Source organism: Pseudomonas sp. JL27(2026) (genome assembly GCF_056933555.1).
In genome coordinates this window covers 436756-456735 of sequence record NZ_CM167794.1, presented here as the reverse complement: position 1 = coordinate 456735, position 19980 = coordinate 436756, and the positions used below count along the sequence as shown (strand labels likewise).

22 protein-coding genes and 1 pseudogene are annotated in these 19980 nt (G+C 60.2%); 18 read left to right on the top strand and 5 right to left on the bottom strand.

What is annotated here, in order from left to right; genetic code table 11:
- Window positions 1-89: 89 nt before the first annotated feature.
- From hslV to AC1Z1G_RS02055, 7 genes are all read left to right on the top strand, one after another.
- Window positions 90-620: an ATP-dependent protease subunit HslV gene (gene hslV / locus AC1Z1G_RS02085; protein ID WP_483624456.1), complete on the top strand. Its 531-nt coding sequence runs from the start codon at window positions 90-92 to the stop codon at window positions 618-620.
- 56 nt (window positions 621-676) lie between these two features.
- A complete protein-coding gene (gene hslU / locus AC1Z1G_RS02080) occupies window positions 677-2014 on the top strand; it encodes an ATP-dependent protease ATPase subunit HslU (RefSeq protein ID WP_483624454.1) in 1338 nt (445 codons plus the stop codon).
- Between the two features lie 164 nt (window positions 2015-2178).
- Window positions 2179-2556, top strand: a complete 378-nt coding sequence (locus AC1Z1G_RS02075; RefSeq protein WP_483624452.1) for a gamma-butyrobetaine hydroxylase family protein — start codon at window positions 2179-2181, stop codon at window positions 2554-2556.
- A gap of 257 nt (window positions 2557-2813) precedes the next feature.
- A complete protein-coding gene (gene phaC, locus AC1Z1G_RS02070) occupies window positions 2814-4493 on the top strand; it encodes a class II poly(R)-hydroxyalkanoic acid synthase (RefSeq protein ID WP_483624450.1) in 1680 nt (559 codons plus the stop codon).
- Window positions 4494-4632: 139 nt separating this feature from the next.
- On the top strand, window positions 4633-5490 hold the full coding sequence (phaZ, locus tag AC1Z1G_RS02065) for a poly(3-hydroxyalkanoate) depolymerase (protein ID WP_483624448.1): 858 nt from the start codon (window positions 4633-4635) through the stop codon (window positions 5488-5490).
- Window positions 5491-5599: 109 nt separating this feature from the next.
- A complete protein-coding gene (phaC, locus tag AC1Z1G_RS02060) occupies window positions 5600-7282 on the top strand; it encodes a class II poly(R)-hydroxyalkanoic acid synthase (protein WP_483624446.1) in 1683 nt (560 codons plus the stop codon).
- Window positions 7283-7342: 60 nt separating this feature from the next.
- Window positions 7343-7963: a TetR/AcrR family transcriptional regulator gene (locus tag AC1Z1G_RS02055; protein WP_483624444.1), complete on the top strand. Its 621-nt coding sequence runs from the start codon at window positions 7343-7345 to the stop codon at window positions 7961-7963.
- Between the two features lie 95 nt (window positions 7964-8058).
- Here AC1Z1G_RS02055 and AC1Z1G_RS02050 read toward each other — a convergent pair whose 3' ends face one another.
- The 3 genes from AC1Z1G_RS02050 to AC1Z1G_RS02040 form a co-directional block, all read right to left on the bottom strand.
- A complete protein-coding gene (locus AC1Z1G_RS02050) occupies window positions 8059-8796 on the bottom strand; it encodes a phasin family protein (RefSeq protein WP_483624442.1) in 738 nt (245 codons plus the stop codon).
- A 10-nt stretch (window positions 8797-8806) separates the two neighbouring features.
- Window positions 8807-9229, bottom strand: a complete 423-nt coding sequence (locus tag AC1Z1G_RS02045) for a phasin family protein (RefSeq protein ID WP_483624440.1) — start codon at window positions 9227-9229, stop codon at window positions 8807-8809.
- Window positions 9230-9506: 277 nt separating this feature from the next.
- Entirely contained in the window at window positions 9507-9782 is a 276-nt protein-coding gene (locus AC1Z1G_RS02040; protein ID WP_483624438.1) for a polyhydroxyalkanoic acid system family protein, read from the bottom strand.
- A 155-nt stretch (window positions 9783-9937) separates the two neighbouring features.
- Here AC1Z1G_RS02040 and ubiE point away from each other — a divergent pair, with 155 nt between their 5' ends.
- From ubiE to AC1Z1G_RS01985, 11 genes and pseudogenes are all read left to right on the top strand, one after another.
- On the top strand, window positions 9938-10708 hold the full coding sequence (gene ubiE, locus AC1Z1G_RS02035) for a bifunctional demethylmenaquinone methyltransferase/2-methoxy-6-polyprenyl-1,4-benzoquinol methylase UbiE (protein ID WP_095078001.1): 771 nt from the start codon (window positions 9938-9940) through the stop codon (window positions 10706-10708).
- Window positions 10708-11331, top strand: a complete 624-nt coding sequence (locus AC1Z1G_RS02030; protein ID WP_483624436.1) for a ubiquinone biosynthesis accessory factor UbiJ — start codon at window positions 10708-10710, stop codon at window positions 11329-11331. Before ubiE ends, AC1Z1G_RS02030 begins: the two co-directional genes overlap by 1 nt.
- On the top strand, window positions 11328-12932 hold the full coding sequence (gene ubiB / locus AC1Z1G_RS02025) for a ubiquinone biosynthesis regulatory protein kinase UbiB (protein WP_483624434.1): 1605 nt from the start codon (window positions 11328-11330) through the stop codon (window positions 12930-12932). The genes AC1Z1G_RS02030 and ubiB overlap by 4 nt, the downstream gene beginning before the upstream one ends.
- Window positions 12933-13013: 81 nt before the next feature.
- On the top strand, window positions 13014-13412 hold the full coding sequence (gene hisI, locus AC1Z1G_RS02020) for a phosphoribosyl-AMP cyclohydrolase (RefSeq protein ID WP_483624432.1): 399 nt from the start codon (window positions 13014-13016) through the stop codon (window positions 13410-13412).
- Entirely contained in the window at window positions 13405-13737 is a 333-nt protein-coding gene (locus AC1Z1G_RS02015; protein ID WP_483624430.1) for a phosphoribosyl-ATP diphosphatase, read from the top strand. Before hisI ends, AC1Z1G_RS02015 begins: the two co-directional genes overlap by 8 nt.
- A gap of 24 nt (window positions 13738-13761) precedes the next feature.
- On the top strand, window positions 13762-14040 hold the full coding sequence (locus AC1Z1G_RS02010; protein ID WP_483624428.1) for a twin-arginine translocase TatA/TatE family subunit: 279 nt from the start codon (window positions 13762-13764) through the stop codon (window positions 14038-14040).
- Between the two features lie 10 nt (window positions 14041-14050).
- Complete coding sequence (tatB, locus tag AC1Z1G_RS02005; protein ID WP_483624426.1) at window positions 14051-14497, top strand: Sec-independent protein translocase protein TatB; 447 nt, start codon at window positions 14051-14053, stop codon at window positions 14495-14497.
- Window positions 14494-15288, top strand: coding sequence for a twin-arginine translocase subunit TatC (tatC, locus tag AC1Z1G_RS02000; protein WP_347903371.1), 795 nt, complete (start codon window positions 14494-14496; stop codon window positions 15286-15288). Before tatB ends, tatC begins: the two co-directional genes overlap by 4 nt.
- Entirely contained in the window at window positions 15285-15992 is a 708-nt protein-coding gene (locus AC1Z1G_RS01995) for a 16S rRNA (uracil(1498)-N(3))-methyltransferase (protein ID WP_483624423.1), read from the top strand. The genes tatC and AC1Z1G_RS01995 overlap by 4 nt, the downstream gene beginning before the upstream one ends.
- 238 nt (window positions 15993-16230) lie before the next feature.
- Window positions 16231-17289 (top strand): annotated as a pseudogene (locus tag AC1Z1G_RS01990) (methyl-accepting chemotaxis protein); the annotation flags it as partial.
- Window positions 17275-18147: a methyl-accepting chemotaxis protein gene (locus AC1Z1G_RS01985; protein WP_483627729.1), complete on the top strand. Its 873-nt coding sequence runs from the start codon at window positions 17275-17277 to the stop codon at window positions 18145-18147. The pseudogene AC1Z1G_RS01990 and the gene AC1Z1G_RS01985, both read left to right, overlap by 15 nt.
- A 129-nt stretch (window positions 18148-18276) precedes the next feature.
- Here the strand turns inward: AC1Z1G_RS01985 and AC1Z1G_RS01980 are convergent, their stop codons facing one another.
- Window positions 18277-19011 carry an amino acid ABC transporter ATP-binding protein gene (locus AC1Z1G_RS01980; protein ID WP_347903368.1) on the bottom strand — a complete coding sequence of 245 codons (735 nt, stop codon included), beginning with the start codon at window positions 19009-19011 and terminating at the stop codon, window positions 18277-18279.
- Complete coding sequence (locus tag AC1Z1G_RS01975; RefSeq protein ID WP_483624421.1) at window positions 19004-19963, bottom strand: amino acid ABC transporter permease; 960 nt, start codon at window positions 19961-19963, stop codon at window positions 19004-19006. Before AC1Z1G_RS01975 ends, AC1Z1G_RS01980 begins: the two co-directional genes overlap by 8 nt.
- Window positions 19964-19980 lie beyond the last annotated feature (17 nt).

The following is a 19980-nucleotide window of genomic DNA, read 5'->3' as shown; positions in this document are numbered from 1 at the left end:
CCGCCGCGTCCTACAGTTGAAAAACGCTCCACCACCCCCATATGAGTTGGCATAAGGCATTTTCGCCCCGCTGCGTGGAGACTCTTCCCTTGACCACCATCGTTTCAGTTCGCCGCCACGGCAAAGTCGTCATGGGCGGCGACGGCCAGGTTTCTCTCGGCAACACCGTGATGAAAGGCAACGCGAAAAAAGTTCGTCGCCTGTACCACGGTGAAGTCATCGCCGGTTTCGCCGGGGCCACGGCTGACGCCTTCACCCTGTTCGAACGTTTCGAAGGCCAGCTCGAGAAACACCAGGGTCACCTGGTGCGCGCCGCCGTCGAACTCGCCAAAGAATGGCGCACCGACCGCTCCCTCAGCCGCCTCGAAGCCATGCTTGCGGTCGCCAACAAAGACGCTTCCCTGATCATCACCGGCAACGGTGACGTGGTTGAGCCCGAAGAAGGCCTGATCGCCATGGGCTCCGGTGGCGGTTACGCACAAGCGGCTGCCAGCGCCCTGCTGAAGAAAACCGATCTGTCGGCCCGGGAAATCGTCGAGACCGCACTCGGCATCGCCGGCGACATCTGTGTATTCACCAACCACAACATCACCATTGAGGAGCAGGACCTCAGCGAGTAAGCCTGTAAAGGCCTAGCGCCACGGCATTCATTCTTGCTTGAGGACCCCCCATTATCATGCCAATGACTCCCCGCGAAATCGTCCATGAACTCAGTCGCCACATCATCGGCCAGGACGATGCCAAGCGCGCCGTCGCTATCGCCCTGCGTAACCGCTGGCGTCGGATGCAGTTGCCTGAAGAGCTGCGCGTTGAAGTAACGCCCAAGAACATCCTGATGATCGGCCCGACCGGTGTCGGTAAAACCGAGATCGCCCGTCGCCTGGCCAAACTCGCCAATGCGCCGTTCATCAAGGTCGAAGCGACCAAATTCACCGAAGTCGGCTATGTCGGCCGTGACGTTGAATCGATTATCCGTGACCTGGCTGACGCGGCAATCAAACTGCTGCGCGAACAGGAAATGACCAAGGTTCGCCACCGCGCCGAAGACGCCGCCGAAGATCGTATCCTCGACGCGCTGCTGCCACCGGCACGCATGGGTTTCAACAACGACGAAGCCCCCGCCCAGGATTCCAACACCCGCCAACTGTTCCGCAAGCGCCTGCGCGAAGGTCAGCTGGATGACAAGGAGATCGAAATCGAAGTCGCCGAAATGGCCGGCGTCGACATCTCCGCGCCACCGGGCATGGAAGAAATGACCAACCAGTTGCAGAACCTGTTCGCCAACATGGGCAAGGGCAAGCGCAAAAGCCGCAAGCTCAAGGTCAAGGAAGCGCTCAAACTGGTGCGTGACGAAGAAGCCGGTCGCCTGGTCAACGAGGAAGAGCTCAAGGCCAAGGCCCTGGAAGCGGTCGAGCAGCACGGCATCGTGTTCATCGACGAAATCGACAAGGTCGCCAAGCGCGGTAACTCCGGTGGCGTCGACGTCTCCCGCGAGGGCGTCCAGCGCGACCTGCTGCCGCTGATTGAAGGCTGCACCGTCAACACCAAACTGGGCATGGTCAAGACCGACCACATCCTGTTCATTGCCTCCGGCGCGTTCCACCTGAGCAAGCCAAGCGACCTGGTGCCCGAACTGCAAGGTCGCCTGCCGATTCGCGTCGAACTCAAGGCCCTCACGCCGCAGGACTTCGAGCGCATCCTCAGCGAGCCGCACGCGTCCCTGACCGAGCAGTATCGCGAGCTGTTGAAAACCGAAGGCCTGGCCATCGAGTTCCTGCCTGACGGCATCAAGCGTCTGGCCGAGATCGCCTGGCAGGTCAACGAGAAAACCGAGAACATCGGTGCCCGTCGCCTGCACACCTTGCTGGAGCGTCTGCTTGAAGAGGTGTCGTTCAGCGCCGCCGACCTGGCCAGCGCCCACACCGACCAGCCGATCCGCATCGACGCCGATTACGTCAACAGCCACCTCGGCGAATTGGCGCAGAACGAAGACCTGTCCCGTTATATCCTGTAAGCCAAACTTATAGTGTTAGCGGACCCTGTGGGAGCGGGCTTGCTCGCGAAAGCGGTCTGACATTCAACATTGATACTGAATGTTAAGGCCCCTTCGCGAGCAAGCCCGCTCCCACATGTGAACTGTGGTGTTCAATAGGTCTCCTACAAATCGGACATCCGGCCATGACCCAAATCCCCACCGATATCAAGCTGCACAAAGCCTCGAAAACCCTGGAGCTGAAATACGCGCCCGATGAGGTTTATCACCTGAGCGCAGAGTTTTTGCGTGTGCACTCTCCTTCCGCCGAGGTCCAGGGCCACGGCAAACCTATCCTGCAATTTGGCAAAATCGGCGTAGGCCTGAACAAGGTCGAGCCGGCTGGTCAGTACGCACTGAAATTGACCTTCGACGACGGCCACGACAGCGGCCTGTTCACCTGGGAATATCTCTACCAGCTGGCGCGACGTTATGACGCACTCTGGGCCGACTATCTTGCCGAACTCAAAGCGGCCGGAAAGTCCCGCGATCCGAACGAGTCTGTCGTCAAGCTGATGCTCTAGCTCAAGCCTCAGGCCTTTTTAGAGGGCATTTTCTAATTTCATCTGTTTGAATGCTCCGCTGCGGTGCCGAGGATCGGCCCGCTTGCGAAAAAATTTAAACTCGGGTAACCAATGGAGCTGGCAAGTTCCCTGCAGTGCTCTGTGTATTAAAAAGCAGCGATGCAGAATTAACGGTCACCCGAGCAGTAGTACCTGGCATTTGCTGTGTGACTACACAGCAGGTCCGGTACTCGTCTCAGGACAATGGAGCGTCGTAGATGAGTAACAAGAACAACGATGACCTGAAACGCCAAGCCTCGGAAAACACCCTGGGGCTTAATCCAGTTATCGGCTTGCGCAGAAAGGATCTGCTGGGCTCTGCTCGAATGGTGCTGACCCAGGCCATCAAACAACCCATTCACAGCGTCAAGCATGTCGCGCATTTCGGCCTGGAGCTCAAGAATGTGCTGCTCGGCAAATCCGAGTTGCAACCCCAGGGCGATGATCGTCGTTTCAGCGATCCGGCCTGGAGCCAGAACCCGCTCTACAAACGTTATCTGCAAACCTACCTGGCGTGGCGCAAGGAACTCCACGACTGGATCGGTGAGAGCAACCTTTCGGCCCAGGACATCAGCCGCGGGCACTTCGTGATCAACCTGATGACCGAAGCCATGGCCCCGACCAACACGGCGGCCAACCCGGCAGCGGTCAAACGCTTCTTCGAGACCGGCGGCAAAAGCCTGCTCGACGGCCTCTCCCATCTGGCCAAGGACATCGTGCACAACGGCGGCATGCCGAGCCAGGTCAACATGGGCGCCTTCGAAGTCGGCAAGAGCCTGGGCGTCACCGAAGGTGCCGTGGTGTTTCGCAACGACGTGCTGGAGCTGATCCAGTACCGGCCAAGTACCGAACAAGTGTATGAGCGCCCGTTGCTGGTCGTACCGCCCCAGATCAACAAATTCTATGTATTCGACCTGAGTCCAGACAAAAGCCTGGCGCGTTTCTGCCTGCGCAGCAACGTTCAGACCTTCATCGTCAGTTGGCGAAACCCGACCAAGGCACAACGCGAATGGGGCCTGTCGACTTACATCGAAGCGCTCAAGGAAGCGGTAGACGTTGTCACGGCGATCACCGGCAGCAAAGACGTGAACATGCTCGGCGCCTGCTCTGGCGGCATCACCTGCACCGCGCTGCTGGGCCACTACGCGGCCCTTGGCGAGAACAAGGTCAACGCCCTGACCCTGCTGGTGAGCGTGCTCGACACCACCCTGGACAGTGACGTGGCGTTGTTCGTCGACGAACAAACCCTGGAAGCCGCCAAGCGCCACTCCTATCAGGCAGGCGTACTGGAAGGCCGGGACATGGCGAAAGTTTTCGCCTGGATGCGCCCCAACGACCTGATCTGGAACTACTGGGTCAACAACTACCTGTTGGGCAACGAGCCGCCAGTGTTCGATATCCTGTTCTGGAACAACGACACCACACGACTGCCCGCCGCGTTCCACGGCGACCTGATCGAGATGTTCAAAAGTAACCCGCTGATCCGCCCGAATGCACTGGAAGTGTGCGGCACGCCAATCGATCTCAAGCAGGTCACCGCCGATATCTTTTCCCTGGCCGGCACCAACGACCACATCACACCCTGGAAGTCCTGCTACAAGTCGGCGCAACTGTTTGGCGGCAAAGTCGAATTCGTGCTGTCCAGCAGCGGCCATATCCAGAGCATTCTGAACCCGCCGGGCAACCCGAAATCGCGCTACATGACCAGTACCGAGATGCCGGCCAAGGCAGAGGACTGGCAGGAAAACTCGACCAAACACACCGACTCCTGGTGGCTGCACTGGCAGGCCTGGCAGGCCGAGCGCTCGGGGAAACTGAAAAAGGCCCCGGCCGTCCTGGGCAACAAGGCCTATGTGGCCGGTGAAGCGGCACCCGGTACTTATGTGCATGAGCGGTAACTGACACCTGTGGGAGCGGGCTTGCTCGCGAAAGCGGTCTGACAGTCAATGAATGTGTTGGATGTTATGGCCCCTTCGCGAGCAAGCCCGCTCCCACAGTAAAGATGAGATAGCGATACCACCCCACAGGGCCTGAAGCATGCCGCAACCGTTCGTATTTCGTACTGTCGACCTGGATGGTCAAACCATCCGCACCGCGGTACGCCCCGGCAAGCCTCACTTGACACCCTTGCTGATTTTCAACGGCATCGGCGCCAACCTGGAGCTGGTGTTTCCGTTCGTCCAGGCGCTGGACCCGGACCTGGAAGTGATCGCCTTCGACGTGCCGGGGGTCGGCGGCTCGTCGACACCGAGCCGACCATACCGCTTTCCCGGCCTGGCGAAACTGACCGCCCGGATGCTCGATTACCTCGACTACGGCCAGGTCAACGTGGTCGGTGTTTCGTGGGGCGGAGCGCTGGCCCAGCAGTTCGCCTATGACTATCCGGAGCGCTGCAAAAAACTGGTGCTTGCTGCCACGGCCGCCGGCACGGTGATGGTGCCGGGCAAGCCGAAAGTGCTGTGGATGATGGCCAGCCCGCGACGCTACATTCAGCCCTCCCACGTGATCCGCATTGCGCCGATGATCTACGGCGGCTCCTTTCGCCGTGACCCGACCCTGGCCGCCGAACACGCCAGCAAGGTTCGTTCGGCAGGCAAGCTCGGCTATTACTGGCAGCTGTTCGCCGGTCTTGGCTGGACCAGTATTCACTGGCTGCACAAGATCCATCAGCCGACCCTGGTGCTGGCCGGCGACGACGACCCGCTGATCCCCCTGATCAATATGCGCCTGCTTGCCTGGCGAATTCCCAACGCCCAGCTACACATAATCGACGACGGGCATTTGTTCCTGATTACCCGAGCCGAAGCGGTCGCCCCGATCATCATGAGCTTTCTTGAGGAAGAGCGTCAGCGGGCAGTAATGCACCCGCACCCGACACCGTTCGGCAGAACCTGACACCTTGCGCCGGTCGACAGGATCGTTGACTACGCAAGAGAGGCCGGGACCGACTATGTTGTCTGTCTTGGATTGATGTCCTGATGGCTTGACGAAGGAGTGTTGACTCATGCGAGAAAAACCAGCGCCGGGCACCCTGCCTACACCCGCCGCATTCATCAATGCCCAGAGTGCGATCACCGGTCTGCGCGGCCGGGATCTGCTCTCTACCCTGCGACACGTGGCGGCCCATGGATTGCGTCATCCGGTCCACAGCGCTCGTCACGCCCTGGCCCTCGGCGGCCAGTTGGGCCGCGTACTGCTGGGTGAAACCCTGCACAAACCCAACCCGAACGACAGTCGCTTCGCCGACCCGAGCTGGAGCCTGAATCCGTTTTACCGCCGCGGCTTGCAGGCCTATCTGAGCTGGCAGAAGCAAGTCAAAAGCTGGATCGACGAAAGCGCCATGAGCGAGGACGACCGGGCTCGCGCGCACTTTGCCTTCGCCCTGCTCAACGATGCGGTATCGCCATCCAACACCCTGCTCAACCCGTTGGCCGTCAAAGAGCTGTTCAACTCCGGCGGCCACAGTCTGGTGCGCGGGATCAGCCATTTGGTCGATGACCTGCTGCACAACAACGGCTTGCCGAGCCAGGTCACCAAACATTCTTTTGAAGTCGGAAAAACCGTGGCCACGACGGCCGGCTCGGTGGTGTTTCGCAACGAACTGCTGGAGCTGATGCAGTACAAGCCAATGAGCGAAAAGCAGTACGCAAAACCGCTTCTGATCGTTCCACCGCAGGTCAACAAGTACTACATCTTCGACCTCAGCCCTTCGAACAGCTTCGTGCAATACGCACTGAAAAACGGCCTGCAAGTGTTCATGGTCAGTTGGCGCAACCCGGACGTTCGCCACCGCGAATGGGGCCTGTCGAGTTACGTTGAAGCCGCGGAAGAAGCCATGAATGTCTGCCGGGCGATTACCGGCAGCCGCGAGGTCAACCTGATGGGCGCCTGCGCCGGCGGCCTGACCATCGCCGCGTTGCAAGGCCACCTGCAAGCCAAACGGCAACTGCGGCGCATCTCCAGCGCGACCTACCTGGTCAGCCTTCTCGACAGCCAGATCGACAGCCCGGCGACGTTGTTCGCCGACGAACAGACCCTTGAAGCTGCCAAGCGTCGCTCCTACCAGCAAGGTGTGCTGGACGGCCGCGATATGGCCAAGGTCTTCGCCTGGATGCGCCCCAACGACCTGATCTGGAACTACTGGGTCAACAACTACCTGCTGGGCAAGGAGCCACCGGACTTCGACATCCTTTACTGGAACAACGACAACACCCGGCTGCCGGCGGCGTTTCATGGTGACCTGCTGGACTTCTTCAAACACAACCCACTGGGCCACCCTGGCGGACTGGAGGTTTGTGGCACGCCCATCGATTTACAGAAAGTCACCGTGGACAGCTTCAGCGTGGCCGGCATCAACGACCACATTACTCCGTGGGACGCGGTCTACCGCTCGACCCTGCTACTGGGCGGCGAGCGGCGCTTCGTGCTGTCCAACAGCGGCCACGTGCAGAGCATCCTCAACCCGCCGAGCAACCCCAAGGCCAACTACATCGACAACCCGAAACTGAGCAGTGACCCTCGGGCCTGGTACTACGACGGCAAGCATGTGGACGGTAGTTGGTGGGCCCAATGGCTGGGCTGGATCCAGGAACGCTCGGGCGCCCAGCATGAAACCCTGATGACCCTCGGCAACCAGAACTATCCACCGATGGAGGCGGCGCCAGGCACGTATGTGCGCGTTCGCTGACTTAACTGAGCCACGGCCAGAACCCTGACTGTGGCACGACTTGACCATTAAGAAGACTGGATGAAAACCCGCGACCGGATCCTCGAATGTGCACTGCTGTTGTTCAACCAGAAAGGTGAGCCGAACGTTTCCACCATGGAAGTGGCCAATGAGATGGGGATCAGCCCCGGTAACCTCTATTACCACTTCCACGGCAAGGAACCGCTGATCCTCGGTCTGTTCGAACGTTTCCAGAACGAATTGACCCCGTTGCTCGATCCGCCCGCCGATGTGCAACTGGCCCCGGAAGACTACTGGCTGTTTCTGCACCTTATCGTCGAACGCCTGGCGCATTACCGCTTTCTGTTCCAGGACCTGTCTAACCTGGCCGGGCGCCTGCCCAAACTGGCCAAAGGCATCCGCAACCTGCTCAATGCCTTGAAGCGCACGCTGGCCTCATTGCTGGCGCGGTTAAAGGCTCAAGGGCAATTGGTCAGCGACACCCAGGCGCTCGGGCAACTGGTGGAGCAGATCACCATGACCTTGCTTTTTTCATTGGACTACCAGCGAATTCTCGACCGCGAGGGTGAGGTGCGGGTGGTGGTTTACCAGATCATGATGCTGGTGGCGCCACACTTGCTGCCGCCGGCCAAAATCGCGACCGAGCAATTGGCGTTGCAGTACCTGGAAGAACACGAGTAACCCTGTGGGTGTCGTGGTGTTTTCCAGCATGCATTCAGTACAAACAAAAACGCCCGACCTTTTCAGGCCGGGCGTTTTTATATGTCCCGGGTTGATCAGGACTGACTGGATGGCGTCGATTGAGTCGGCGCAACAGTCGGGGTGACCGCAGGGCTCGGGGCCGAGGCGGAGTTCGCCGGGCTGGCCGTTACAGTCGCCGCTACAGCGGGTTTGGCAGCAGCAGGTTTCTTGACTGCCGGTTTTTTCGCCGCAGCCGGTTTTGCTGCGGTTTTGGCCGCTACCGGTTTGGCAGCTGCTTTTGCGGCAGGTTTGGCCGCTGCGGTTTTGGCTGCTGGTTTCGCCGCAGCCTTGACCAGCGGTTTGGCCGCTGTTTTTGCTGCTGGCTTGGCCGCTGCGGTTTTGGCCGCAATAGGCGCAACCTTGGCACCGGTGAGTTTTTCGATCTGCTTGGTCAACGTATCGACCTTGCTGTGCAGTGCCTTGACTTCATTGCGGCTCGGCACGCCCAGACGGGAAATCGCGCTGTTCAGGCGCTTGTCGAAAGCCCCTTCCAGCTCATCCCATTTGCCCAGTGCGCGCTCTTTGACGCCACTGATACGCGACTTGGCCGAAGAAGCGGTGTCCTTGGCAGCGTCAACTTTCTTGCCGACTGCGCTCTTGGTGAGCTTTTCGGCTTTCTCGCCATCTTTAACCAATGTATCGAAGAGTTTGCTGCCGTCAGTGTCGATCTTCGAGTACACGCCTAAACCAGCAAGCCAGATCTTGCGGGAGTAGTCTTCGACCTTCCCGATCCACGAGCTGCCTTCTTTTTCAGTATTCTTTTTACCAGCCATCCCGTTCTCCTTAATGTTTACGCGCGACACGTTCGAGCAATGCCGTCAGCTCATCGAGCTTAGCAGAGAGTGTCTCAACGTCATGTTTAGACGGAATACCGATGCGATTCAAGGCACTGGCGACACGCGTATCAAACGCCCTCTCGACCTTGTCGAGTTGCACTTCTACTTTGCCTTTGAAAGTGCTGACTTCACTCTTGGCTTCATCAAGCTGAGTGTTGGCCGCTTCAAGTTGTTCAGTCACAACTTTTTTGCCTTTCTTTTCAACAGCCTGACCAGCCTTGATCAGCTCTTGAAAGTATTCGCTGCCTTCATGACCGACCTTGGTGTAGGCCCCAAGGCCTGCCAGCCAGATCCGGCGGGCATACGATTTCACGTCGCCCAGCGCTGTTGTCTGAACGTCGCTTTTTTTCTTTAAAAGTACTTTGGCCATGGTTCACCTCACGCGCAGAAGGTTTGAGGAACTGCCCGCGAAAGCGTCGGGCTCAGGCACAAATTAGTGAGAAAAATTAGAAACGGCACCCTAACAACTGACACAAGTTCTTGGGACTGTCCGAGATTTATTGTGGCGAGGGAGCTTGCTCCCGCTCGACTGCGCAGCAGTCGCAAAACAGTCAGCCGGATATCCCTGAGAATATTCGGTGCCGGCGTTGGGGGCACTTCGCACCCCAGCGGGAGCAAGTCCCCTCGCCACAGATATGAGTGGGGCCTCACACCAGGGCTTTATCGAGGGCCTTTTCGATTTCCGACTTGATGGTGCCGCTCAGGGCCGACATCAGCAGGCCAAGCTCGACATTGACCTTGATCGAACGATCGCCCACATGAACCGCGCCTTTTACCCCTGGACGCGTGAGGTTCAGGGTGTCACCCGACCATTGCGGCTCCAGCCCATACTGCGCAGCCAGTTTTTCTGCCAGTTTGTCGGCTTTCTCGCGGGCTGCTTCCTTACCCAGGCCATGGGCACGCTCAACACTAATACGGGCCATTGGATGACTCCTGTTTTATCGGGACTTGCCTCAAACATTCTGACCCGTGCTGCGTCAAAACGTCCCGGCGGTTGCGTATCTTACCTTTAGCCACTCCAAGACAAAGCATGCCTTGGGGATTAGAATGTCGCGCATTCTCTTTTGGTGACAGCGATATGACTGATCAGCGCAAAGGCAGCGATGCCGAACCCACCACTCACTTCGGCTTCAAAAACGTTCCGGAAAGCCAGAAAGCGGAAAAAGTCGCTGAGGTCTTCCATTCGGTAGCCGCCAAGTACGACTTGATGAACGACGTCCTGTCCGGTGGCATGCACCGGTTGTGGAAGCGCTTCACCATTGAGCTGTCGGGCGTACGCGCCGGCAATCGCGTGCTGGACATCGCTGGCGGCACCGGTGACCTGGCGGCCAAGTTCTCGCACCTGGTAGGCCCGACCGGCCAGGTCGTGCTGGCCGACATCAACGAATCCATGCTCAAGGTCGGTCGTGACCGCCTGCTGGACAAGGGCGTGGCCGGCAACATCGAGTTCGTTCAGGCCGACGCTGAAAAGCTGCCGTTCCCGGACAACCACTTCGACTGCGTGACCATCGCCTTCGGCCTGCGCAACGTCACCCACAAGGAAGACGCCCTGCGCTCCATGCTGCGCGTGCTCAAGCCGGGCGGCCGCTTGCTGGTACTCGAATTCTCCAAGCCGACCAACGCACTGATGTCCAAGGCCTATGACGCCTACTCGTTCGCCTTCATGCCGATGGTCGGCAAGCTGATCCTCAATGACCCGGAAAGCTATCGCTACCTGGCCGAATCGATCCGCATGCACCCGAACCAGGAAACCCTGAAGTCGATGATGGTCGAGGCCGGTTTCGACCGCGTGACCTACCACAACATGACCGCAGGCATTGTCGCCCTGCACCGTGGCATCAAGCCCTGATGCTGCTCGCCGGCCTGCTCGCCAGTGTCGAACTCGGCCTCAACCGGGTGCTGCGTCTCGACAGTACGGCGTTGCCGCGCCTGGCGCATTTGAGCGGCAAGGTGATTGCCGTTGACTGCCGCAGCCCGGCCTTGCAGCTGTTTATCCTGCCGAGCGACGAGGGCCTGATGCTGGCGTCGCAATGGGCCAGCGAGGCCGATTGCACCTTGCGTGCGCCAGCCGCAAGCCTGCTGAAACTGGCTATGAGCAAGGACAAGGCCGCGATCCTGCATGGCCCCCAAGTTGAGCTTAACGGTGACAGCGGCGTGCTGCTGGAACTGGCGGCGGTCCTTCAGGACCTGGAGCTGGACTGGGAGTACGAACTCTCGCGCTGGCTCGGGCCGGTCGCCACCCAACTGATTGGCGGGCACCTGCGCAGCCGCGCACGCTGGTATCAGCAAGGTTTCGCCAGCCTGAACCAGAACCTTGCCGAATACCTCGCTGAAGAGTCGCGGGCCCTTGTTGGCCAGCACGAAGCCGAAGCGCGGTTCAGCGAACTGGACCAGATCAAACTCGATCTGGAACGTCTTGAGGCGCGCTTCGAGCGTCTTTCCCGATCCCTTGATTCAAGCGATAACGCATGAAGCTGCTTGCCGTCCGCCGTTTGTTGCGCATCCAGCGCGTCGTGATCCGCTACCGCCTCGATGACCTGCTGTTCGCCCTGCCATTGCCGTGGTTCCTGCTGGCACTGCGTTATGCGCTGCCGTGGCGCTGGTTTCCACGCAAAACCCTGGACCTGAGCCGTGGCGCACGCCTGCGCCTGGCCTTGCAGGACCTGGGGCCGATTTTCATCAAGTTCGGCCAGATCCTGTCCACCCGGCGCGACCTGCTGCCCGAGGACATCGCCGACGAACTGATGTTGCTGCAGGACCGCGTGCCGCCGTTCGATTCGCAGGTGTCGATCAAGCTGATCGAAGAACAACTGGGCAAGAAGATCAGTGAAGTCTTCAGCCGCTTCGACGTCGAACCGCTGGCCTCTGCGTCGGTGGCCCAGGTTCACGCCGCGCAACTCAAAACCGGCGAAGAAGTGGTGGTCAAGGTCATTCGCCCGGGCCTGAAGCCGATCATCGCCCAGGACCTGGCGTGGCTGTTCATACTCGCTCGTACCGCCGAAAAACTCTCCTCGGACGCCCGCCTGCTGCACCCGGTGGACGTGGTCCAGGACTACGAAAAAACCATCTACGACGAGCTCGACCTGTTGCGTGAGGCGGCCAATGCCAGCCAGTTGAAACGCAACTTCGAAGGCTCGCCGTTGCTCTACGTGCCACAGGTCTACTGGGACTGGTGCCGGCCAAAAGTGCTGGTGATGGAGCGCATCTACGGGATCCAGGTCACCGACCTTGCGACCCTCGCCGACCAGCGCACCGACATGAAAATGCTCGCCGAGCGCGGCGTGGAGATCTTCTTCACCCAAGTGTTTCGCGACAGCTTCTTCCACGCCGACATGCACCCCGGCAACATCTTCGTCAGCACTGTTAACCCGTGGAGCCCGCAGTACATTGCGATCGACTGCGGAATCGTCGGCAGCCTGACCCCCGAAGACCAGGACTACCTGGCGCGCAACCTGTTTGCCTTCTTCAAGCGCGATTACCGCCGCGTCGCCCAATTGCACATCGATTCGGGCTGGGTGCCGGCAGAAACCAAACTCAACGAATTCGAAGCGGCGATCCGCACTGTGTGCGAGCCGATCTTCGAAAAACCGTTAAAAGATATTTCCTTCGGCCAGGTACTGATGCGTCTGTTTCAGACGGCCCGACGCTTCAACATGGAAGTCCAGCCGCAGCTTGTGCTGTTGCAAAAAACCCTGCTGAACATCGAAGGCCTGGGCCGCCAGCTGTACCCGGACCTCGATCTGTGGAACACCGCCCAGCCGTTCCTCGAACGCTGGATGCGCGAGCGCGTCAGCCCCAAAGCCCTGCTGGGCAACCTGCACAGCCAGTTCGAGCAACTGCCGCACCTGGCCAACATGACCCGCGACCTGCTCGAACGCATGTCCCAACCTCACGCCGCCGATCCGTCACCGCCGTGGCACCGACGCAAGGACGACTGGTTCCTGCGCCTGCTTGGCACCGCGCACCTGGCAGGTGGGGCGATATTGCTGGCGGGCGGGCCACTGAGCGAACTGGGCCACTGGCCGGCCGGAATCATGGTGGCCGTGGGTTTGTATCTGATCGTTCGCCGATAGCCAGCCGGGTTATCGGCTGGCACACTGTTTCACATCGTCGAGGCTCAACGAGAACGTTGGGCCCGGGTGTCGGAGTCGAAGATGAAAAACTGGCTGGACGAGATCAAATGGGACGCAGATGGCCTGGTGCCGGCGATTGCCCAGGATCACAAGACCGGGCGCGTGCTGATGATGGCCTGGATGAACCGCGAAGCGTTGGAACTGACAGCTGCCGAGAACCGTGCCATCTATTGGTCACGTTCGCGTGGCAAGCTCTGGCGCAAGGGCGAAGAGTCCGGGCATGTGCAAACCCTGCATGAAATGCGCCTGGACTGTGACGCCGATGTGATCATCCTGATGGTCGAACAGATCGGCGATATCGCCTGCCACACCGGCCGTCAAAGCTGCTTCTATCGCGTCTATGAAAACGACGACTGGAAGACGGTCGACCCGGTGCTCAAAGACCCGCACGCCATTTATTCGGACCACAAGCATGACTGACACCCTGACCCGCCTGGCCCAAGTGCTGGAAGAGCGCAAAGGCGCCGCCGCTGACAGCTCCTACGTCGCCAGCCTGTACCACAAGGGCTTGAACAAGATCCTGGAGAAGGTCGGCGAAGAGTCGGTGGAAACCATCATCGCCGCCAAAGACGCCGCCATCAGCGGAGATTGCAGCGATGTAATCTACGAAACCGCCGACCTGTGGTTCCATAGCATGGTAATGCTCGCCCAACTGGGGCAGCACCCACAGGCCGTGCTGGATGAACTGGACCGTCGCTTCGGGCTGTCTGGACACGTCGAGAAAGCCTCGCGCCCGTCCGACTGAACCATTTTTAGAGAGGAACGCAACATGGGCATTTTTGACTGGAAACACTGGATCGTCATCCTGGTCGTCGTGGTACTGGTGTTCGGCACCAAAAAGCTGAAAAACCTCGGCACCGATGTGGGCGAGTCGATCAAGGGCTTTCGCAAAGCCATGAACGACGACGAAAAGCCTGCCGAGCCTGTCGTGCCGCCGACTGCACAGCCTGCGCCGCCAGTACAACCTCAGGCCTCGACCCTGCATGAGCCGCACACCATTGATGTGCAGGCCCAGAAAGTCGAAGAGCCGATCCGCAAAGACTCGTGAGCACAGACTAATGTTCGGTATCAGCTTCTCTGAACTGCTGCTTGTCGGCCTCGTTGCCCTGCTGGTGCTGGGCCCCGAGCGTCTGCCGGGCGCTGCGCGCACCGCCGGCCTGTGGGTCGGGCGCCTGAAGCGCAGCTTCAACGCGATCAAACAGGAAGTTGAACGTGAAATCGGTGCCGACGAGATCCGTCGGCAACTGCACAACGAACACATTCTGTCGCTGGAGCAGGAAGCGCGAAAAATCCTCAACCCGACCCAGGCCCAACCGACACCGGTCGAGCCGGTGGTTGAACAGACGATTCATGCGCCGACGCCGGTCGCGGAGGCTGCACCTGTTGCAGTAACGGTGGAACCTGCACCTGTTGTTGCCGCGACACCGGCTGAACCTGTTACGCCTGCGGCGGCAACCACTGCGCCAGCCCCTCATGACCCAACATTGCCGCCGCGAGCCCCATGAGCGATCTTCCTGAAAACGACCAGCACATGCCGCTGGTTTCGCACCTCACCGAGTTGCGCACCCGCCTGCTGCGCTGTGTAGCGGCGATTTTCATCATCTTCGCCGGGCTGTTCGCCTTCACCCAGCAGATCTACACCTTCGTTTCCACGCCGTTGCGCCAGTACCTGCCGGCCGGTGCGACGATGATTGCTACCGACGTGTCGTCGCCGTTCCTCACGCCGCTGAAACTGACCATGATGGTGTCGCTGTTCCTGGCGATCCCGGTGATCCTGCACCAGATCTGGGGCTTTATCGCGCCAGGCCTGTACAAGCATGAAAAACGCATCGCCGTGCCGCTGCTGGTGTCGAGCATCGTGCTGTTCTACACCGGGATGGCCTTTGCCTACTTCCTGGTGTTCCCGCTGATCTTCAAGTTCTTCGCCTCCGCCACCCCGGCCGGCGTGGAAATGATGACCGACATCACCAGCTACCTCGACTTCGTGATGACGCTGTTCTTCGCCTTCGGCGTGGCGTTCGAGATCCCGGTGGCCGTGGTGCTGCTGGTGTGGATCGGCGTGGTCAACGTCAGCTACCTGAAGAAAATCCGTCCGTACGTGATCATCGGCTGCTTCGTGGTCGGCATGATCCTGACCCCGCCGGACATCTTCTCGCAGACCCTGCTGGCCGTGCCGATGTGGCTATTGTTTGAAATCGGCATCCTGTTCAGCAGCCTGATCACCAAACGTGGCGAGCATCCGGACGATCAACCGGCTGACGATCACAACGACCAGCCGCCAGCGACTCAACCGTGAACCTGCTGCTCCTTGAAGAGGCCGATTTCATTGCGCCCGACCGGGTTATCCTGCGCGATCGGCGCCTGACACATATGCAGGAAGTGCATCGCTCGGCGGTCGGCGACAGCCTGCGGGTCGGGCAGATCGGCGGTTTGATGGGCTCGGCGCAGCTGTTGCGCCTGGAAGCCCACGAAGCCGAGCTTCAGGTGAGCCTCGACCAGCCACCACCGGCCAAGCTGCCGCTGACCCTGGTGCTGGCCCTGCCGCGTCCTAAAATGCTCCGCCGGGTGTTCCAGACCGTCGCTACCATGGGCGTGCCACGGGTGGTGCTGGTGAACAGCTATCGGGTTGAAAAAAGCTTCTGGCAAACACCGTTCCTTGAACCTGATGCCATTCGCGAACAACTGATCCTCGGCCTCGAACAGGCGCGGGACACCGTCCTGCCCGAGATTGTCATCGAGAAGCGCTTCAAACCCTTCGTCGAAGACCGCCTCCCCGCCCTCGTCGACGGCACGCTCGGCCTCGTCGGCCACCCTGGCAACTACCCGCCCTGCCCCCGCGGCCTGGACGAGCCCGTTACCCTGGCCATCGGCCCGGAAGGTGGCTGGATTCCCTACGAGATCGACCTGCTGGCCAAGGCCGGCCTGCAACCGGTGCAACTGGGCGATCGTATCCTGCGGGTTGAAACGGCCGTCACTGCACTGCTTTCCCGACTGTTCTAACGTCAAACACCGTTCCTGTGGCGAGGGAGCTTGCTCCCGCTTGGGCGCGCAGCGGCCACCGCTCTACTCCAGTGAAAACGCATCCACCGGTTTCACGACGGCTACGCCGCCGAACGGGAGCAAGCTCCCTCGCCACAGGTGAATACCCGCCCAGACATTGCGGTGATCCTACAGATTTGCGCGCGCCGGCCGATAGCCTGCCTATAAGTCCAACCCGTGATAACAGGGAGTTCACAGCATGTACCGTTGGTTAGCAGAAAAGCTGGGAAATGTGAGCGTCAACCGTAAACTCGGCGTCGGCTTCGGCCTGGTGCTCCTGCTGACCCTGTTAATCACCGTGAGCGGATGGATGGGCCTGGGCAAAGTGATCGAGCGCGGTGACAAGCTCGGCTACATTTCCACCCTCAACGAGCAGACCAAAGACCTGCGCATCGCACGCCTGGACTACGAAATGCGCCGTGGCGAACAAGGCCCGGCAGCGGTCAGCGAGCTGCTCGACAAACTCGAGGCAGGCCTGCACAACGCCCTCAAGATGATCGTGCAACCGAGCGACGTGGCGATGCTCAACCAGCAAGTCGACGCCGTTGGCGAATACAAGCACGCCTTCAACGACATGACCCAGGCCACCAGCAACCGCGAGGCCGCACGCGCCAGGCTCGGCGCTACCGCCGACAACGCGGTGGCCCGTGTGGCGGAAGTCGAAAAGTCGGTCCTGCAAGGCGACAGCGTCGCCCAGTTCAACAGCGTGATCGACCTGAGCAAACTGATCCAGCAAGCACGTTTCCAGGTACGTGGTTACACCTACAGCGGCAAGGTCGAGGCCCAGAAACCCGCACTGGACGCCATCGACGACGCCCTGAAAAACCTCCAAAGCCTGCCGGGCAAACTGCCGGAACAGCACATCGCCAACCTCCAGCAAGCCACCGACTCGCTCATTGGCTACCGCGCTGCTGTCAGCCAGTTCCGTGATTCCCAGGTCGCCAGTGCCGATGCCCTCAAGCGCATGTCCGCACAGGGCGACCGCCTGATGGAACTGAGCGACCAACTGACCGTCTCCCAAACCAAGGTGCGTGACGCCGAAGCCGCGCAAGCCAAAAGCACTCTGATTCTGGTGACGGCCCTGGCACTGGTGTTTGGCCTGTTCGCCTCCTGGGCCATCACCCGGCAGATCATCATCCCGCTGAGCCAGACCCTCAAAGTGGCCGAGCGTATCGCCGCGGGTGACCTGACCCAAAACCTCAACTCTAAACGCCGCGACGAACTCGGTCAGTTGCAACGCGCCATGCAGGGCATGACCGTGGGCCTGCGTGAACTGATCGGCGGCATCAGCGACGGCGTCACGCAAATCGCCAGCGCAGCCGAAGAGCTGTCTGCCGTGACCGAGCAAACCAGCGCCGGGGTCAACAGCCAGAAGGTCGAGACCGACCAGGTGGCCACCGCCATGCACGAGATGGCCGCCACCGTGCAGGAAGTCGCCCGCAACGCCGAAGAAGCTTCGGAAGCAGCGGTCGCCGCCGACCAGCAGGCTCGCGAAGGTGACAAAGTGGTCGGCGAAGCCATTGCCCAGATCGAGCGCCTGGCCGCCGAAGTGGGCAACTCCACTGAAGCCATGGGCCATCTCAAGCGCGAAAGCGACAAGATCGGCAGCGTGCTCGATGTGATCAAATCCGTAGCCCAACAGACCAACCTGCTGGCGCTCAACGCCGCCATCGAAGCGGCCCGGGCCGGTGAAGCCGGACGCGGGTTCGCGGTGGTTGCCGACGAAGTCCGCAGCCTTGCCCAGCGCACCCAGAAGTCCACCGAAGAAATCGAAGAGTTGATCGTTGGCCTGCAAAACGGCACCCAGCAAGTCGCGACCATCATGGACAACAGCCGCAGCCTGACCGACAGCAGTGTTGAGCTGACCCGTCGCGCCGGCGGCTCGCTGACCAACATCACCCGCACCGTGTCTACAATTCAATCGATGAACCAGCAGATCGCTGCCGCCGCCGAACAGCAAAGCGCCGTGGCCGAAGAGATCAACCGCAGCGTGCTGAACGTGCGTGACGTCTCCGAGCAGACCTCGGCCGCCAGCGAAGAAACCGCAGCGTCCAGCGTTGAACTGGCGCGGTTGGGCACCCATTTGCAGATGCTGGTGGGCAAGTTCAAGGTGTGAGGGGATGCAGATGCTTCGGTTCGCCTGGGACCGAGGCGATGCTTTCGCGAGCAAGCCCGCTCCCACATTGGAATGCGTACTCCTGTGGGAGCGGGCTTGCTCGCGAAGGCGATTCGACAGGCGACGAGATTATAGAACCTGGCGCAAAAATGCCTGCGCCCGCGGGTCTTTCGGAGCATCGAAAAACTCGGCTGGTGCGGCATCTTCCAGCAACTTGCCGTGATCGAAGAACAACACCCGATCCGCCACTTCCCGCGCAAACCCCATTTCGTGGGTTACGCAGACCATGGTCATGCCTTCCACCGCCAGGGTCTTCATGACGTCCAGCACTTCGCCGACCATTTCCGGGTCAAGCGCCGAGGTGGGCTCGTCAAACAGCATGACCTTCGGCTCCATGGCCAGCGCCCTGGCAATTGCCACGCGCTGTTGCTGACCGCCGGAAAGGCGCGAAGGGAACTCGTTGGCCTTCTGCGCGATACCGACCTTTTTCAGCAACTCCATAGCCTTGGCCTCGCGCTCCTTCTTGCCGCGCTTGCGCACGACTTTCTGCGCCAGACAGAGGTTTTCCAGCACGGTCATGTGCGGGAACAGGTTGAAGTGCTGGAACACCATGCCGACTTCACGCCGATAGGCATTTACGTCGGTTTTCGGGTCAGCCAGTTGCAAACCGTCGATGCTCACCGAGCCGGAATCGAACGCTTCCAGGCCATTGAGGCAGCGCAAAAAGGTCGACTTGCCAGAACCCGAAGGGCCAATCACCACCAGCACTTCGCCCTTGGCGACCTGAGTGGTGACGTTATCCACCGCGCGAACCACCTGGCCACGGGTGTCGAAGACTTTTATCAGATCGCGGACTTCAATCACTTTGTGCGAGCCTCCGCTCAAGCCGACTGGCGATTTTCGACAGCGGCAGGTTGATCAACAGGTACAGGCCTGCCACGCAGAACAGGATTTCGAACGGCGAAAACGAGGTGGTGATGACTTCCCGACCGCTTTTGAGCAGCTCGGTGATGGCGATCACCGACACCAGCGAGGTGTCTTTCACCAGGCTGATAAATTGCCCGGCCAGCGGCGGCAGCACGCGTTTGAACGCCTGCGGCAACACCACGTGTCGCATCGACTGGCTGGCATTCAGGCCCAGCGAACGGGCGGCCTCGTTCTGCCCGCGGGCAATCGACTGCACACCGGAACGAATGATCTCTGCCACGTAGGCGCCCGTGAAGAGCGACAGCGCGGCGATCCCGGCAAACTCGCGGGACAGGTTGAGCACCGTGCCGATGAAGAAGTAGAAAATGAAGATCTGCACCAGCAGCGGAGTTCCGCGCACCAGTTCGATGTACACAGTCGACAGGTCACGCAGGGTCGGGTTGTTCGACAGCCGGCACAGGCCGGTTGCCAGCCCGATCAGCAGACCGAGCACGCCCGACACCACCGACAGCCACAAGGTTGTCCACAGCCCCCACAACAGCGGACCTGCGGCCCAATGCCGGGTCACGCCGACCACGTCGCCTTCGGCCACATCATCGCCTTGAGCCACTTGCAGGCTGTTGCCGTCGACGGTCAGGTGTTGCTCGTCGCCGGCATCGTTACGCAGGGTTACTTGCGCCTTGTCGCCTTTGCGGACCAACTCGCTAACCGTGGAGATGTCCGCTGCGCGCTGGGTTTCTTCGGCATGGTAGGCGAAGTACTGCGGCACGCGGTTCCAGCGCCATTCGTAAGACATCAGCGAGGTGGCGTAATACAACGCGCCAGCCAGGCCGACCAGCACCAACACGGTCAAGACGTGCCAGGGCCATTGGGCTTTTTTATGTTTCATTTGTCAGCAAATTCCGA

What these genes read in the sequence shown, in the direction of transcription:
- hslU (WP_483624454.1), top strand. Translation starts at nt 677, where the DNA reads ATGCCAATGACTCCCCGCGAAATCGTCCATGAACTCAGTCGCCACATC.
- AC1Z1G_RS02075 (WP_483624452.1), top strand. Translation starts at nt 2,179, where the DNA reads ATGACCCAAATCCCCACCGATATCAAGCTGCACAAAGCCTCGAAAACC.
- phaC (WP_483624450.1), top strand. Translation starts at nt 2,814, where the DNA reads ATGAGTAACAAGAACAACGATGACCTGAAACGCCAAGCCTCGGAAAAC.
- phaZ (WP_483624448.1), top strand. Translation starts at nt 4,633, where the DNA reads ATGCCGCAACCGTTCGTATTTCGTACTGTCGACCTGGATGGTCAAACC.
- phaC (WP_483624446.1), top strand. Translation starts at nt 5,600, where the DNA reads ATGCGAGAAAAACCAGCGCCGGGCACCCTGCCTACACCCGCCGCATTC.
- AC1Z1G_RS02055 (WP_483624444.1), top strand. Translation starts at nt 7,343, where the DNA reads ATGAAAACCCGCGACCGGATCCTCGAATGTGCACTGCTGTTGTTCAAC.
- AC1Z1G_RS02050 (WP_483624442.1), bottom strand. Translation starts at nt 8,796, where the DNA reads ATGGCTGGTAAAAAGAATACTGAAAAAGAAGGCAGCTCGTGGATCGGG.
- AC1Z1G_RS02045 (WP_483624440.1), bottom strand. Translation starts at nt 9,229, where the DNA reads ATGGCCAAAGTACTTTTAAAGAAAAAAAGCGACGTTCAGACAACAGCG.
- AC1Z1G_RS02040 (WP_483624438.1), bottom strand. Translation starts at nt 9,782, where the DNA reads ATGGCCCGTATTAGTGTTGAGCGTGCCCATGGCCTGGGTAAGGAAGCA.
- ubiE (WP_095078001.1), top strand. Translation starts at nt 9,938, where the DNA reads ATGACTGATCAGCGCAAAGGCAGCGATGCCGAACCCACCACTCACTTC.
- AC1Z1G_RS02030 (WP_483624436.1), top strand. Translation starts at nt 10,708, where the DNA reads ATGCTGCTCGCCGGCCTGCTCGCCAGTGTCGAACTCGGCCTCAACCGG.
- ubiB (WP_483624434.1), top strand. Translation starts at nt 11,328, where the DNA reads ATGAAGCTGCTTGCCGTCCGCCGTTTGTTGCGCATCCAGCGCGTCGTG.
- hisI (WP_483624432.1), top strand. Translation starts at nt 13,014, where the DNA reads ATGAAAAACTGGCTGGACGAGATCAAATGGGACGCAGATGGCCTGGTG.
- AC1Z1G_RS02015 (WP_483624430.1), top strand. Translation starts at nt 13,405, where the DNA reads ATGACTGACACCCTGACCCGCCTGGCCCAAGTGCTGGAAGAGCGCAAA.
- AC1Z1G_RS02010 (WP_483624428.1), top strand. Translation starts at nt 13,762, where the DNA reads ATGGGCATTTTTGACTGGAAACACTGGATCGTCATCCTGGTCGTCGTG.
- tatB (WP_483624426.1), top strand. Translation starts at nt 14,051, where the DNA reads ATGTTCGGTATCAGCTTCTCTGAACTGCTGCTTGTCGGCCTCGTTGCC.
- tatC (WP_347903371.1), top strand. Translation starts at nt 14,494, where the DNA reads ATGAGCGATCTTCCTGAAAACGACCAGCACATGCCGCTGGTTTCGCAC.
- AC1Z1G_RS01985 (WP_483627729.1), top strand. Translation starts at nt 17,275, where the DNA reads ATGCAGGGCATGACCGTGGGCCTGCGTGAACTGATCGGCGGCATCAGC.
- AC1Z1G_RS01975 (WP_483624421.1), bottom strand. Translation starts at nt 19,963, where the DNA reads ATGAAACATAAAAAAGCCCAATGGCCCTGGCACGTCTTGACCGTGTTG.